This window comes from Mycolicibacterium chubuense (assembly GCF_001044255.1).
GTDB classification, from domain to species: Bacteria; Actinomycetota; Actinomycetes; order Mycobacteriales; family Mycobacteriaceae; genus Mycobacterium; species Mycobacterium chubuense.
The window spans coordinates 58,951-72,812 of sequence record NZ_JYNX01000039.1; the positions used below are offsets into that span (position 1 = coordinate 58,951).

A 13,862-nucleotide genomic window follows, 5' to 3' on the forward strand; every position below is an offset into this window, starting at 1 on the left:
CCGCGCTCAGGCCGCCTTCGTGCGCTCCCGGATCGCGGTGCGCAGGCCCCGCTTCGGCGTGCCGGGGCTGCGTTCGATGCGTCGGAAGCGCCGCTCGGAGTGCGTCTCGGGCGCATCGTCGCTGTCAGCCTTCAGGTACTTGTCGGGCAGCGCGAGTTTGAGAATCGTCCAGAACGACTGCCAGTACTGCCGGAGCAGCGGCCCGGTGGTGTAGGGCAGGTCGTACTTCTCGCACAGCTCTTTGATCCGCACGCTCATCTCGGCGTACCGGTTACTGGGCAGGTCCGGAAACAGGTGGTGCTCGATCTGGTAGCACAGGTTGCCGCTCATGAACGCCATGACCGGGCCGGCGTGAAAGTTGGCCGAGCCGAGCATCTGTCGCAGATACCACTCACCGCGGGTCTCGTTCTCGAACTCCTCCACGGTGAACTTCTCCGCCCCGTCGGGGAAGTGCCCGCAGAAGATCACCATGTAGGCCCAGTAGTTGCGGATCAGGTTGGCCACCGCATTGCACTTCAGCGTGTGCTTCCAGTTGGTTCCGGTCAGCGCCGGGAACACGATGTAGTCCTTGCCGACCTGCTTGCCGATCTTGCGGCCGATGACCTTGAGGTCCCTGCGCACCTCGCCGATCGACTTCTCGCCCTTGCGGTACTTGGTCACTTCGACGCCGTGCAGGGCGACACCCCACTCGAACAGCGTGCCCAGCATGAGGTTGTAGATCGGGTTGCCGATCATCCACCGTTCCCATTTCTGGTCCCGGGTGAGTCGCATGATGCCGTAGCCGATGTCGTCGTCGAGTCCGACGACGTTCGTGTACTTGTGGTGGATGAAGTTGTGGGACTTCTTCCACTGCACCGAGGGCGACGTGGTGTCCCACTCCCACTCGGTGGAGTGAACCTCCGGATCGTTCATCCAGTCCCACTGCCCGTGAGTGATGTTATGGCCCAACTCCATGTTCTCGATGATCTTCGCCGACGCCAGCATCGCCGTCCCCGCGACCCGCGCGATCCGGCTGCTGCTGGCGAACAGTGCGATGCGGCCGCCGGCGGCCAATGCCCGCTGCAGCTGGATGGTGCGCCGGATGTAGCGAGCGTCGCGCTCACCGCGGGACTCCTCGATGTCGGCGCGGATCTGGTCGAGTTCCGCCGTGAGCTGCTCGATGTCCTCATCGGTCAGGTGCGCGTAGACCTTGATGTCGGTGATCGCCATGGAAGTCTCCTCAGATCTTGATGGTGCAGTCGCCGGATGCGGTGGACACACATGTCTGGATGCGGTCACCCGCACCGTGTTCCTGCCCGGAGCGGATGTCCCGGACGTGCCCCTCCTCGAGCGGGAGCACACAGGTCTGGCAGATGCCCATCCGGCAACCGAACGGCATCTGGATCCCGGCGTCTTCGCCGGCCTGCAAAATGGTTGTCGCACCGTCGATCTCGGCGGACTTGTCCGAGATCCCGAAGTGCACGGTGCCGCCCTCGCCGCCCTTGTCGGTGGCGGCGATCGTGAACCGCTCCATGTGGAGCTGATCGGCCAGACCGTTGTCGTCCCAGACCTTCTCGGCAGCATCGAGCATCGCCGAGGGGCCGCACACCCATGCTGAACGCTCCTGCCAGTCCGAGACGATCTCGTCGAGTTCGGTCAGCTCGACCTTGCCGTCTTCCTGGGTGAGCTGCAGATGCAGGCGATAGCCTCGCTGTCGGCTCTCCAGTTCGCGCAGCTCGTCGTGGAAGATCACCGANGGTGTCGATGTAGGCCTCCAGCGCCCGCTTGGCCTCCGGGGTGTTCAGCTCGACCTTGCCGTCTTCCTGGGTGAGCTGCAGATGCAGGCGATAGCCTCGCTGTCGGCTCTCCAGTTCGCGCAGCTCGTCGTGGAAGATCACCGACTCGGCCGAGGGCGCCGAGTGGATGTGCACGATGTCGGGCTCTTGGCCGCGGACCCGCAGCGAACGCAGCATCGCCATGATCGGCGTGATGCCGCTTCCCGCCGTGATGAACAGCAGCTGTTTCGGTGGCGGATCCGGCAGCGTGAACTCCCCCTGGGGGGCGGCCAGCCTGATGATCGTTCCCGGTTCGACGCCGCCGACCAGATGCGTGGACAGGAATCCTTCGGGGGTCGCCTTGACGGTGATCGAGATCTCGCCCTCGGTCTGCTCGGGGACCGAGGTGAGCGAATACGACCGCCAGTGCCAGCGGCCGTCGACCCGCAGGCCGATGCCGACGTACTGGCCGGGCTGGTAGTCCCGCGCGAAGCCCCAGCCCGGACGGATGATCACCGTCGCCGAGTCCTCGGTCTCCGACCGGACGTCGATGATCTCACCGCGCAGTTCCCGCGCCGACCACAGCGGGTTGAGCAGAGACAGGTAGTCGTCGGGCAGCAGGGGCGTCGTCGCGCGGGCAGCGAGCCCGCGGACCATGTTGACCCAGCCCCCGGTGGGCGCCTCGACATCCCGGGCCGGCGCCTTGGTCCAGCGTGTCACCGTCTTCACCAGTCCGGCCATGGATCTCCCCGATCACGTCGCTGAAAGTTCGCTGTGACTACGGTCACAGCGACGAAGGACGGACGGGGAGTATCCCTACCTACCGGTAACTAAACATTTGTTCACCCAACGCGCGAGCGCCGCCTGCAGGCCGGGGTGGGAACGGTCGTCGGTCGCCCAGGCGACGTAGCCGTCCGGCCGGATCAGCATCGCCACGGGTCCACCCCGGAGGCCGGCCCGCACCACCTCGACCGCACCGGCGGCGGGCACCGTGGCTCCAACGAGCAGCGGCCGCGCGCTGTGCAGCAGCTCGGCGACACGTCGACCGTCGTCGAGCTGCATATCGGGCACCAGGTATCCCGACAGGGGGTGGTCGTCGCCGATGTCGTAGCGAACATCGGAGCCCGCCAGCAGCCCGGCCATATGGCGGGCCACCTCGGGCAGCGCTAGCAACTCGTCGAAAAGCTCTCGCAGTGCACCGATCTCCGGCCCGGGCGAGAACAGCGCGGTCTGCGCCATCGACTGCAGCATCACGCGCCGACCGACCGGGTGCCGCTCGGTGTGGTAGGTGTCCAGCAGGCCGGGCGGGGCCCCGCCGCGCACCGTCGCGGCCAGTTTCCAACCGAGGTTCATCGCGTCCTGCAACCCCAGGTTGAGTCCCGGGCCGCCCATCGCCGAGTGCACGTGGGCGGCGTCCCCGAGCAGCAGTACGCGCCCACACCGGTAGCGCTCGGCCTGGCGCGTGTTCTGCCCTGCGATGCGCCGCAACGCGTGCGGGCCGTCGCCACGCGGCGGACCGAAGGGGACGTCGACACCCAGCACCCGGCGCGCGCTGCGGTGCAATTCCGGCAACGTCAGCGGTTCAGTGTCGTCGACGTCGTCGCCGGCGCCGAACTCGATGGTGCCGAGCATCGGGTTGCCGTGCCCGAAGTCGGCGAAGATGATGCCGCCGTGAGCCAGCCGGGTGTGCCCGAACGGCAGCCTGCCGTAGCCCGGCACCTCCAATCCGCCGCCGGTGATTCGTAATTCGTCGGGGACGGCGACGTGCGCGACCCGCGAGACGGTGTCGGAGGTGTGCCCTGGGAACGGGATGCCCGCCAGCTTGCGGACGGTGCTGCGGCCGCCGTCGGCGCCGACGAGGTATCGCGCGTCCAGCGTGATGCCGCCCTGCGGTCCGGACAATGCCACGCGGACACCGTCGGGTCCGTCCGCCAGGTGCTCCACTGCGTGACCCCAGCGAACGTCGACGCCGAGTTCCGCGGACCGCTCGAGCAGCAGGCGCACCAGCGTCGGCTGGGCGATCATCATCGCGTACATCGGGTTGTCGGCCAGACCGGCCAGCGGCACCTGCATGCCCGAGAAGATCCACGCATCAGTCGGTTCCGGCGCGGCGGCCGCACCACTGAAGCGGCCGTAGAGTCCGCGCATGTCGAGCTGACGCACGACCTGGCCTACCAGCCCGTTGGCCTTCGGTTCGGCACTGGGCCCCGGCAGACGGTCCAGCACGACGGGCCGGACGCCCGCCAGCGCGAGCTCGCACGCCAGCATCAGCCCGTTGGGACCCGCTCCGGCGATCACGACCTCGACGTCAGGCATCGGCGCGCTCCTCGGGCAGACCCGCGCGGACGGCGGCGAATCCGCGCCGCAGCAGGTCGACGAACGGTACCGGCGGGTCGGCGCCGACGTAGGCGTCCATCGCCGCCTCGCTGACCGCACGGATGACGCCGGCGACCAGACGCGGATACATGTCACGCGTCGGATCGGCACCCACCCGGTCCGCGATCGCGGCGACCCAGTCGTCGAGGAGTTGCGCGGACATCGCCCGCCGGGACTCCGGCGCCGCCACCACGTCCATGATCGCGGCGCGCTGGGCCGCCGTCGGCACCATGTCACCGGCACCTTCGGCCTCCAGCGGTGCGACGATCGCGGCCTCGATCGCCGACCACAGCGGCTCGGATGCCGGACGCTCGCCGAACAGGCTCAGCGCGAGACGCATTCGCTCGGTCTGCCGGTACGCGACGGCCTCGAACTTGTTGGTGAAGTAGTTGTTGAACGTTCGCAGGGAGACTCCCGCCCTGGCGGCGATGTCCTCGCGGGTGACCGCCTGTAGGCCGCGCTCGAAGGCGAGTTCGAGTGCGGCGTCGCTGAGCGCTCGGCGGGTGTCGAGCTTCTTGCGTTCGCGCAGTCCGGTCATGAGGCCACCGTACGCCGAACTTGCCTACTGGGCAATTTTGCATAGAGAGCAAGATTCGTGTGCGGTCGCGTAGAAGTGCCGACAGCGGGCAACACCGGCAGTCGTGACCACACTCGCGCAGTCCGCGGTGCCCGGCTGGCTCGCGGCCGGCGGGTGGGGTCTGTTCGCCGGGGCGGCGCTGGTGGTGGGCGCCGTCATCGCCTGGACCGTGCGTGTGCCCGCGCGCGTGGTGGCGAGTGTCATGGCGTTCGGCGCCGGGGTGCTGATCTCAGCGCTGGCCTTCGACCTGATGGACGACGCCGAGCGAACCGGTGGATTGCTGCCCACCGCATGCGGTTTCGTCGGCGGAGCACTGGCGTACGTCCTCGCCAACGCCGTGCTCGCGCGACACGGCGCACGACACCGAAAGCGCTCCCACGACAGGCAGCCGAGCGAGGGCCAGTCCGCCGGCAGCGGCGCGGCGATCGCGATCGGGGCGCTGCTGGACGGCGTGCCCGAATCGGTGGTGCTCGGCATCTCGCTGATCGGTGGCCAGGGCGTCGGCCTGCCCGTCCTCGCGGCCGTGTTCATCTCCAACCTGCCCGAGGGGCTGTCCAGCGCCGCAGGCATGAAGCAGGCCGGCCGCAGCGCCCGCTACGTGTTCGGCGTCTGGGTCGGGATCGCCGTCATCAGCGGCGCCTCGGCCATGCTCGGTAACCTGCTGCTGGCCGGCGCCCCACCGTCGGTGGTCGCGGTCATCACCGCGGTCGCGGCGGGCGCCATCCTGGCGATGATCGCCGACACGATGATGCCCGAGGCGTTCGAGGAGACACACCTGTTCACCGGGCTCATCACGACGCTCGGCTTTCTGGTCGCCTTCGCGATCGAGCGGTTCAGCTAGCTGGTGCCCAGCGGGTCGATCGTCCACGCGATGTACAGCATCGCCGCACTGACCGACGCGGTCGTCGCGACGTCGACGATCCTGCTGCGCACCGCGAGCAGCCCCACCCGGTCCTCCGGCAACGCCAGCCGCAACGCCGAGGCGAGCCCGACGCCGATGGCCATCACCAGCGCGCCGCGGCGCCAGTAGCCGGCAGCGACCAGCACAAACGCCGCCACCAGGCACAAACCGACGGCCAGGATCGGCCACTGCCCGGCGAACACCCTGCGCGCGAACCTCACGACGCGGCGGCGGCCTCGGCGCGCTCGACGACGTTGGTGAGCAGGAACGCGCGCGTCAGCGGACCCACCCCACCGGGGTTGGGCGAGACGTGACCGGCCACCTCCCAGACATCCGGGTGCACGTCGCCGACCAGCTTGCCCGCGTCGTCACGGCTCACCCCGACGTCGACCACCGCGGCGCCGGGCCGCACCATCTCCGCGGTCACCATGTGCGGCACGCCCGCCGCGGCGATGATGATGTCGGCCTCCCGGGTGATCTGCGGCAGGTGCCGGGTTGCGGTGTGGCACAGCGTCACCGTGGCGTTCTCCGATCGCCGGGTGAGCAGTAGACCCAACGGACGGCCGACGGTGACGCCGCGCCCGATGACCACGACGTGCGCGCCCGCGATCTCCACCTGATAGCGCCGCAGCAGATGGACGATGCCGCGCGGGGTGCACGGCAGGGGCGCCGGCTCGTTGAGCACCAGCCGGCCCAGGTTCATCGGGTGCAGCCCGTCGGCGTCCTTGCCGGGGTCGACGCGCTCGAGTGCCGCGTTCTCGTTGAGATGCTTGGGCAGCGGCAGCTGCACGATGTAGCCGGTGCACTCCGGGTTGGCGTTGAGTTCGTCGAGCGTGTCGAGCAGTTCGGCCTGGCTGATGTCGGCGGGCAGGTCGCGGCGGATCGAGTTGATGCCGACCTTCGCGCAGTCGGCGTGCTTGCCCCGCACATACGCCTGCGACCCCGGGTCGTCGCCGACGAGCACGGTGCCGAGCCCCGGCGTGCGCCCGGCCTCGGTCAACGCAGCGACGCGCTTGGTGAGGTCGACGAAGATCTCGTCGCGCGTGGCCTTACCGTCCAAAGTGATCGCACCCACGGCGAACATTGTGACAGGCTCACCGACATGACAGCTGTCCGCGATGTGTTCAGTCCCGCCGCGCTCGGTCCGATCACGCTGCGCAACCGCGTCATCAAGGCGGCGACGTTCGAGGCGTCGACCCCGAACGCTCTGGTCACCGACGACCTGATCACCTACCACCGGCTGCCTGCCGCGGGCGGCGTCGGCATGACCACCGTGGCCTACCTCGCGGTGGCACCGGGCGGGCGGACCGAGGGCAATCAGATCTACTGGCGGTCCGAGGCGATGGCGGGGCTGCGCCGGCTCACCGACGCCATCCACGCCGAGGGCGCCAAGATCAGCGCGCAGATCGGCCATGCCGGGCCGGTGGCCAACGCCCGGTCGAACAGAGCGACCGCCTACGCGCCGGTGCGCTTCTTCAATCCGCTGTCGATGCGATTCGCCAAGCGGGCCACCCGCGAGGACATCCTCGACATCACCGAGGCGCACGCCCAGGCCGCGCGGATGGCCATCGAGGCCGGCTTCGACGCGGTCGAGGTGCATCTGGGCCACAACTACTTCGCCAGCTCGTTCCTGTCCCCGCTCATCAACCGGCGCGACGACGAGTTCGGCGGCTCGTTGGCCAACCGAGCCAAGGTCGCGCGCGGCACCGTGCTCGCGGTGCGCCGGGCGGTGGAGAAGGCGGACTCGCCGATCGCCGTGACGGCCAAGCTCAACATGAGCGACGGCGTGCGCGGCGGCATCTCCACCGAGGAGGCGCTGCAGACCGCTAAGTGGCTCGAAGAAGACGGCGGGCTGGACGCCATCGAGTTGACCGCGGGCAGTTCCCTGGTCAACCCGATGTACCTCTTCCGAGGCGACGCCCCCATCAAGCAGTTCGCCAACGCGTTCAAACCGCCGCTGCGCTGGGGCATCCGGATGACGGGGACGAAGTTCCTGCGCGAGTACCCCTACCGCGACGCCTACCTGCTGCGCGACGCGCGACTCTTCCGCGCCGAACTGTCGCTGCCGCTCATCCTGCTGGGCGGCATCACCAACCGCGAGACGATGGACCTGGCCATGGCCGAGGGCTTCGACTTCGTGGCGATGGGACGCGCGCTGCTCGCCGAGCCGGACCTGCTGCACCGCATCCAGGCCGACAGCAGTGTGAAGTCGCTGTGCACGCACTGCAATCAGTGCATGGCCACCATCTACAGCCACACCCACTGCGTGGTGACGGGCTCGCCCTCGGTGGTCAGCTCGGGCGGATGAGCGCCCGGGCGCAGTCCTCGACGATCGCGTCCGCGCTGGCCGGGATGGTCTGCCGGGCGCGTAGGTGACGGCGCACGATCGCGTACGGCACGTCGATCACGGCGGCACTGACCCGTCCCGCGTCGTCCGGGATGTCTCCGAGCGCTTTTTTCAGCCTGCGCTGCAAGCGTTTCCGGCGGCCGGTGAGCTGTTCGGGCCACTCCGCGATGCCCAGTTCGTCGGGGCCGGCCAGCAGCACCTCGGCCTCCACGGGATGCGCGCGACACCACGCCACGATGCTCAGGGCGCCGGACACGCACCGCTGCTGAGGGTCGTCCTCGGCGACGAGAGCCTCGATCAGTCCGTCCTGGAAGCGCTCCTCCGTGCGCACCCACAGCTCGCCGCACAGCGCCGCCCGCGTCGGGAACCGGTGGTACACCGAACCACTCGGCGCACCGGTGCTCCGCGCGACCGCCGACATGGTGACCGCAGCCGGGCCGTCGGCGGCCAACAGGTCCGCCGCGGCGTCGAGCAGAGCGTCGACGGTGTATCGGGCGGGCCGGGGCATTGCTCCACCCTAAAATAGAGGTTACTCTCTAATAAAGAAGGAGCCGCCGTGCCGACCGCAACAGACGTCGCCCAGAGCTTGTACACCGCCCTCGCCGACCATGATGTCGACGCACTATTCGCCTTGCTCACAGAGGATTTCGAGGCAAAGGTCAGTGCAGGCATGCCCCGCGGCGTAGGAGGTGATCACCATGGGCGTGTCGCGATGATCACCGGCGTGTGGGGTCGCATCGCCGCCGACTACGACATCGCCGTCGAGCCGGCGGAGTTCCTGGAGGTGCCCGACGGAGACGCGCGCCGCGTCGTCGTGCTCGGCACCTACCGCGGATGCGCTCACGACGGTGCATCGGCGGTCGACGCCGCCTTCGCCCATGTGCTCACCATCGAGAACGACCGGATAACAGCGCTGCAACAGATCACCGACACCGTCAGCTGGCACATTCGTCCCTGACTGCCTACCGATAGAGTTGGCCGCGATGTCTAATGTCGCCGCCGGAGCGGCTCCGTGAGCCGACCGACACCCCCTGCGCTGACCGTCCGCTACGACGGATCCACACGCACCTTCGCGGCCGGCAACGACGTCGTCGTCGGCCGCGACCTGCGCGCCGACGTCCGGATCGCCCACCCGCTGATCTCGCGCGCCCACCTGGTGCTGCGCTTCGACCAGGGCCGTTGGCTGGCGATCGACAACGGATCGCTCAACGGAATGTTCGTGAACGGGCGTCGGGTGCCGGCCGTCGACATCGCCGACGGGGCGCAGATCCACGTCGGCAACCCGGACGGTCCGCTGCTCACCTTCGAGGTGGGCCGGCACCAGGGCTCGGCGGGAAGCCCGCCGCCCACCACAGCGGTTCCGGTGGCGGCGGCCCGGCCCAGCGCCACGTGGCCGAGCCAGTCGCCGACGACGCGCCCTCCGGCGCCGCGGTCCTATCCCACCGGTCCGCGCACCGGGTATCCCCCGCCACCGCCGTCGCGGCCCCTACCGTCGCCGGCTCCAGCGCATCAGCAGATCTCGTCACCGGCGATGGAGCCGGCCACCCAGATGGGGCCCGCCGCGGCGCCCCGCTCGGGCGGCGACGGCAACCTCGCCACCAGCATGCTCAAGATCCTGCGGCCCGGCCGCGCGCCGGAGGTGCCGCCCGGGTCGATCAAGATCGGCCGCGCGAGCGACAACGACATCGTCATCGCCGACGTGCTGGCCTCGCGCCACCACGCCACGCTGGTCTCGACCCCGACCGGGACCGAGATCCGGGACAACCGCAGCATCAACGGCACGTTCGTCAACGGGTCCCGCGTCGAGACCGCCCGGCTCGACGACGGCGACACCGTCACGATCGGCAACGTCGACCTGGTGTTCCGGGACGGCACCCTGGTCCGTCGGACCGAGACCGCCGCCGCCACCGCCACCGGCGGCCTCGAGGTGCACGGCGTGACGTGGACGATCGAGAACAACAAGACGCTGCTCGACAACATCTCGATGTCGGCGCGGCCCGGCACACTGACCGCGGTGATCGGCCCGTCGGGTGCCGGCAAGTCGACGTTCGCCCGACTGGTCGCCGGCTACACCCATCCGACCGCCGGGCAGGTGTCGTTCGAAGGCCACGACGTCCACGCCGAGTACGCCTCGCTGCGCTCCCGAATCGGCATGGTGCCGCAGGACGACGTCGTACACGGGGAGCTCACCGTCCGCCAGGCACTGATGTATGCCGCCGAGCTCCGACTGCCCCCCGACACCACCAAGGCCGACCGCGAACAGGTCGTCAACGAGGTGCTCGAGGAACTCGAGATGACCAACCACCTCGACACCCGCGTCGACAAGCTCTCCGGCGGACAGCGCAAACGCGCATCGGTCGCACTCGAACTGCTCACGGGCCCGTCGCTGCTGATCCTCGACGAACCGACCTCGGGTCTGGACCCCGCCCTGGACCGCCAGGTGATGACGATGCTGCGCCAACTGGCCGACGCCGGACGCGTGGTTCTCGTCGTCACCCACTCGCTGACCTATCTCGACGTCTGCGATCAGGTGCTGCTGCTCGCCCCGGGCGGCAAGACCGCGTTCTACGGTCCGCCCAATCAGATCGGCCACGAATTGGGCACCACCAACTGGGCCGACATCTTCAGCTCGGTGGCCAGCGATCCGGACAGCGCCAAACGGCGCTACCTCGAACGCCACGGTCCACCGCCACCCCGGCCGGCGACCCAACAGCCGGCAGACCTCGGCTCGCCCACGCGCACCAGCGTGCGAAAACAGTTCTCCACGATCGCTCGCCGCCAGATGCGGCTCATCGTCTCCGACCGCGGTTACTTCATCTTCCTGGCGTTCCTGCCGTTCATCATGGGCGCTCTGTCGCTGTCGGTACCGGGCGACGTGGGCTTCGGCGTACCCGTGCCCGCGATCCAGGGCGGGGAGGCGCCCAATGAGCCGGGGCAGATTCTGGTGCTGCTCAACGTCGGCGCCATCTTCATGGGCACGGCACTGACGATCCGGGCGCTCATCGGCGAACGGGCGATCTTCCTGCGCGAGCAGGCCGTCGGATTGTCGACGACCGCATACATGTTCGCCAAGGTCGTCGTCTTCGCCGGGTTCGCACTGCTGCAGTCGGGCATCGTCGTGGCCATCAACATCTGGGGGAAGGGCTGGGGTCCCGGCGCCGTCGAGAGCGGCGTGGTGATCCCCAGCCGGTCCCTCGAGTTGTACGTCGATGTGGCGGCCTGCTGCGTGGGCGCAGCCATGGTCGGCTTGGCCCTGTCGGCCATTGCCAAGTCGAGCGAGCAGATCATGCCTCTGCTGGTGATCGCGATAATGTCGCAGCTGGTGTTCCAGGGCGGCATGATCCCGGTGACCGGACGCATCGGTCTCGACCAGCTGTCCTGGGTCACGCCGGCCCGATGGGGATTCGCCTCCACGGCATCGACGATCGATCTGCTCAGGCTCGTACCCGGCCCGCTCACGCCGCAGGACTCGCACTGGAAACACGAAGCAGGCACGTGGTGGTTCAACATGGCGATGCAAGGGGCGATCTGCATCGGGTATCTGAGCCTGGTTCGCTGGAAGATCCGGCTGAAAGCCGCGTAACGCGCCTGAATTGGTGTTCAAGGTTCGTTGCGGGCGCAATAGGATCGACACCGGGTGTTCTGCGAGGGGGACGTGCCGGTGAGCGATACCGATTCAGCGATGCGTGCCATCGCCCTGGACGCGGCTCTCGCGGAGTTGCAGCAGTGGGGCATGGACCGCTTCAGCATCGAAGGTGTCGCCCAGCGCTCCCGGCTCGAGCACGACTACATCCAGAGAACGTGGGGCGGCAAGCAGCAACTCATCCTCGACGCGCTGCTCAGCTACAGCGAGATGATGACCACCACCCCCGACACCGGCACACTGCAGGGAGACCTGACCGAGCTGGCGCTGTGGGTGGGGCACTACCTCAACGAGCCCGTGGGCCGCCGGATCGTCCGGATGCTCGTCATCGACTCCAAGTCCTACACCGTGGACATCGAGAGCCGGCTCGCGTTCTGGGCCCTGCGTCGGGACGTCATCGAGACGGTCCTCGAGCGCGCTGCCCGCCGCGGCGAGTTGCGCTCCGACGTCCGACCCACGGTCGCGTTGCACCTGCTGACCGCGCCGCTGCACACGTTCGCGTTGTTCAGCAACGACGACGTCGACCCCGACTACTGCCGGGCGATCGCCGAGTTGGTGACCCGCGCGGTCAGCGCCGGGGACTGATCAGCCGAGCAGCCAGTCGTTGGGGGCGAACAGCTCGCAGTGCACGCGCGCCGCATCGACGCCCTTGGCCGCCAGTTGCTTGCGGACCGCCTGCACGAAGCCGTTGTTGCCGCACAGGTAGACCTGCACGTCGCCGGCGATCGCGACGCCGTCGAGGTTCAGCAGACCCGGGTGAGCTCCCGATGTGCCGGCGGTCAGCCCGTCCTCGTACCAGACGTCAAAAGTCGCGTGGGGCAGCGCGGCGATCAACTCGTGCTGACGCTCGCGCAACGGGTGCGCCCGGTCGCTGCGGTCGGCGTGCAGAACGTGCACGGGGGTGTGCGGCGCCGCCGAGGCGAGGTGCGCGAGGATGCCCACCATCGGGGTCACCCCGATGCCTGCGGAGATCAGCATCAGCGGTTCTCGGCCGGTCGGGGCCGGCAGATCGCCGAACGGCACCGTCACGTCGAGCAGATCACCGACACAGACGTGGGCCGCGATCCAGCTGGACACCTCGCCGGCGGGCCGGCCGTCGACGGCGGCGACGGGCTTCACCGCGAACGTCAGCTCCCCCTCGCCTGCCGCGTCGACGAGGCTGTACTGCCGCAGCTGCCGCGCCCCGTCGGCCATCGTCACACCGACCGAGACATATTGTCCTGGAACGTAATCGGCGAGGGGATGACCGGCACAGCGCACCGTGATGAGCACCGCACCCGACGGATCGTCCACCCGGGACACCACGCGTGCGCGGCGGAACACGTCGCCCTCGGCCACGCCGGCACTGCGGTAGAGATCGCGCTCCATGTCGATCAGCGTCTCGGCCATGATCCAGAACACGCGGTCCCACGCTTCGGCGACGTCGGGGGTGACCGTGTCGGCCCCGAGCACCTCGACGATCGCGGCGAAGAGGTTGTCGTGCACGATCGGGTACTGGTCGGCGGTGACGCCGAGAGACGCGTGCTTGTGCCCGATGCGGGACAGCAACTCCACCGGGTGCGGCAGATCCGGGTCGACGAGATGGGTGGCGAAGGTCGCGATGGACGCGGCGAGCGCGCGCTGCTGCGCACCCTGGGCCTGGTTTCCGCGGTTGAACAGGTTTCGCAGCAGTTCGGGGTGCGCGGCGAACATCCGGCGGTAGAACTCCGTGGTGATCTCGTCGATGTGGGCGCCGATCAGCGGGAGCGTCGCGGACACGATCTGCGCGTGCGCGGGTTCCAGTGCGACCGGAGCTGCGGTGAGGGTCATCGGGGGTTCCTTTCGGGGATCGTCTGCGGGGAGCCCAGCAGCACAGTGAAATTCGGCGACCGCGTCAGGTCGGCGACGGTGTAGCGATCGAGTTCGGCGTAGAACGCCTCCTTGGCCTCGGCGAGCGCGCGCCGCAACCGGCAGGCGGGCACCAGCGGGCACGGGCGCTCGCCACCGCACTCGATGACCTCACGGTCGCCCTCGAGGCTGCGTACGAGCCCGCCGATCGAGGCGACGCGGCCCTGTTCGGTCAGCTCCAGGCCGCCGATGCGCCCGCGCCGCGCCGACACCATGCCGAGGTCGGCCAGCCGGGACACGGCCTTGGCGATGTGATGCTCGGAAGCGTTGGCGCCGGAGGCGATGGACCGGGTGGTCACCCGCCGCCCCTCGGCCTCCCCGGCCGCGAGCAGCATCATGGCCCGAAGTCCAAGATCGGTGAACCGGGTGAGCTGCAT

Annotated in this window: 14 protein-coding genes and 1 pseudogene; 5 read left to right on the plus strand and 10 right to left on the minus strand. The window is 69.0% G+C overall.

All coding sequences use genetic code 11. The features are described from left to right. Positions 1-6: 6 nt before the first annotated feature. The 5 genes and pseudogenes from MCHUDSM44219_RS16705 to MCHUDSM44219_RS16725 form a co-directional block, all read right to left on the minus strand. Positions 7-1,209 (minus strand): fatty acid desaturase family protein, encoded by a 1,203-nt coding sequence (locus MCHUDSM44219_RS16705; RefSeq protein ID WP_048419377.1) that lies wholly within the window; start codon positions 1,207-1,209, stop codon positions 7-9. A 10-nt stretch (positions 1,210-1,219) separates the two neighbouring features. Then, a partial coding sequence (locus MCHUDSM44219_RS16710) for a flavin reductase family protein (RefSeq protein ID WP_131722322.1) occupies positions 1,220-1,735 on the minus strand: 516 nt, incomplete at its 5' end. A 1-nt stretch (position 1,736) separates the two neighbouring features. After that, positions 1,737-2,495 (minus strand): annotated as a pseudogene (locus MCHUDSM44219_RS29020) (ferredoxin reductase); the annotation flags it as partial. Between the two features lie 75 nt (positions 2,496-2,570). Next, complete coding sequence (locus tag MCHUDSM44219_RS16720; RefSeq protein ID WP_048419379.1) at positions 2,571-4,070, minus strand: FAD-dependent monooxygenase; 1,500 nt, start codon at positions 4,068-4,070, stop codon at positions 2,571-2,573. Further along, the gene (locus MCHUDSM44219_RS16725; protein ID WP_048419380.1) at positions 4,063-4,668 is read right to left on the minus strand and encodes a TetR/AcrR family transcriptional regulator; all 606 of its coding nucleotides are present in this window, start codon (positions 4,666-4,668) and stop codon (positions 4,063-4,065) included. Before MCHUDSM44219_RS16725 ends, MCHUDSM44219_RS16720 begins: the two co-directional genes overlap by 8 nt. A 103-nt stretch (positions 4,669-4,771) precedes the next feature. Between MCHUDSM44219_RS16725 and MCHUDSM44219_RS16730 the strand changes: the two genes are divergently transcribed. Continuing rightward, complete coding sequence (locus MCHUDSM44219_RS16730; protein WP_236695493.1) at positions 4,772-5,548, plus strand: ZIP family metal transporter; 777 nt, start codon at positions 4,772-4,774, stop codon at positions 5,546-5,548. Here MCHUDSM44219_RS16730 and MCHUDSM44219_RS16735 read toward each other — a convergent pair. Then, complete coding sequence (locus MCHUDSM44219_RS16735; RefSeq protein WP_048419381.1) at positions 5,545-5,829, minus strand: DUF3017 domain-containing protein; 285 nt, start codon at positions 5,827-5,829, stop codon at positions 5,545-5,547. The genes MCHUDSM44219_RS16730 and MCHUDSM44219_RS16735 overlap by 4 nt on opposite strands. Further along, positions 5,826-6,683: a bifunctional methylenetetrahydrofolate dehydrogenase/methenyltetrahydrofolate cyclohydrolase gene (locus MCHUDSM44219_RS16740; RefSeq protein WP_201778151.1), complete on the minus strand. Its 858-nt coding sequence runs from the start codon at positions 6,681-6,683 to the stop codon at positions 5,826-5,828. Before MCHUDSM44219_RS16740 ends, MCHUDSM44219_RS16735 begins: the two co-directional genes overlap by 4 nt. Positions 6,684-6,710: 27 nt before the next feature. Between MCHUDSM44219_RS16740 and MCHUDSM44219_RS16745 the strand changes: the two genes are divergently transcribed. Further along, complete coding sequence (locus tag MCHUDSM44219_RS16745) at positions 6,711-7,916, plus strand: NADH:flavin oxidoreductase (RefSeq protein ID WP_048419383.1); 1,206 nt, start codon at positions 6,711-6,713, stop codon at positions 7,914-7,916. On the opposite strand, the gene MCHUDSM44219_RS16750 is transcribed toward MCHUDSM44219_RS16745, so the two are convergent. Continuing rightward, on the minus strand, positions 7,900-8,463 hold the full coding sequence (locus MCHUDSM44219_RS16750; RefSeq protein ID WP_048419384.1) for a TetR/AcrR family transcriptional regulator: 564 nt from the start codon (positions 8,461-8,463) through the stop codon (positions 7,900-7,902). The genes MCHUDSM44219_RS16745 and MCHUDSM44219_RS16750 overlap by 17 nt on opposite strands. 48 nt (positions 8,464-8,511) lie before the next feature. On the opposite strand from MCHUDSM44219_RS16750, the gene MCHUDSM44219_RS16755 reads away from it, so the two are divergent. From MCHUDSM44219_RS16755 to MCHUDSM44219_RS16765, 3 genes are all read left to right on the plus strand, one after another. Continuing rightward, the gene (locus tag MCHUDSM44219_RS16755) at positions 8,512-8,913 is read left to right on the plus strand and encodes a nuclear transport factor 2 family protein (protein ID WP_048419385.1); all 402 of its coding nucleotides are present in this window, start codon (positions 8,512-8,514) and stop codon (positions 8,911-8,913) included. A gap of 54 nt (positions 8,914-8,967) precedes the next feature. Next, entirely contained in the window at positions 8,968-11,538 is a 2,571-nt protein-coding gene (locus MCHUDSM44219_RS16760) for an FHA domain-containing protein (protein ID WP_048419386.1), read from the plus strand. Positions 11,539-11,616: 78 nt separating this feature from the next. Then, entirely contained in the window at positions 11,617-12,183 is a 567-nt protein-coding gene (locus MCHUDSM44219_RS16765; protein ID WP_048419457.1) for a TetR-like C-terminal domain-containing protein, read from the plus strand. Here MCHUDSM44219_RS16765 and MCHUDSM44219_RS16770 read toward each other — a convergent pair whose 3' ends face one another. Both MCHUDSM44219_RS16770 and MCHUDSM44219_RS16775 read right to left on the minus strand, forming a co-directional pair. Further along, on the minus strand, positions 12,184-13,407 hold the full coding sequence (locus tag MCHUDSM44219_RS16770) for a globin domain-containing protein (RefSeq protein WP_048419387.1): 1,224 nt from the start codon (positions 13,405-13,407) through the stop codon (positions 12,184-12,186). After that, positions 13,404-13,862, minus strand: a complete 459-nt coding sequence (locus tag MCHUDSM44219_RS16775) for an RrF2 family transcriptional regulator (RefSeq protein ID WP_048419388.1) — start codon at positions 13,860-13,862, stop codon at positions 13,404-13,406. Before MCHUDSM44219_RS16775 ends, MCHUDSM44219_RS16770 begins: the two co-directional genes overlap by 4 nt.

Coding starts and splice junctions, on each gene's coding strand:
- MCHUDSM44219_RS16720 (WP_048419379.1), bottom strand. CDS start 4,070: ATGCCTGACGTCGAGGTCGTGATCGCCGGAGCGGGTCCCAACGGGCTG.
- MCHUDSM44219_RS16745 (WP_048419383.1), top strand. CDS start 6,711: ATGACAGCTGTCCGCGATGTGTTCAGTCCCGCCGCGCTCGGTCCGATC.
- MCHUDSM44219_RS16775 (WP_048419388.1), bottom strand. CDS start 13,862: ATGCAGCTCACCCGGTTCACCGATCTTGGACTTCGGGCCATGATGCTG.
- MCHUDSM44219_RS16725 (WP_048419380.1), bottom strand. CDS start 4,668: ATGACCGGACTGCGCGAACGCAAGAAGCTCGACACCCGCCGAGCGCTC.
- MCHUDSM44219_RS16750 (WP_048419384.1), bottom strand. CDS start 8,463: ATGCCCCGGCCCGCCCGATACACCGTCGACGCTCTGCTCGACGCCGCG.
- MCHUDSM44219_RS16705 (WP_048419377.1), bottom strand. CDS start 1,209: ATGGCGATCACCGACATCAAGGTCTACGCGCACCTGACCGATGAGGAC.
- MCHUDSM44219_RS16770 (WP_048419387.1), bottom strand. CDS start 13,407: ATGACCCTCACCGCAGCTCCGGTCGCACTGGAACCCGCGCACGCGCAG.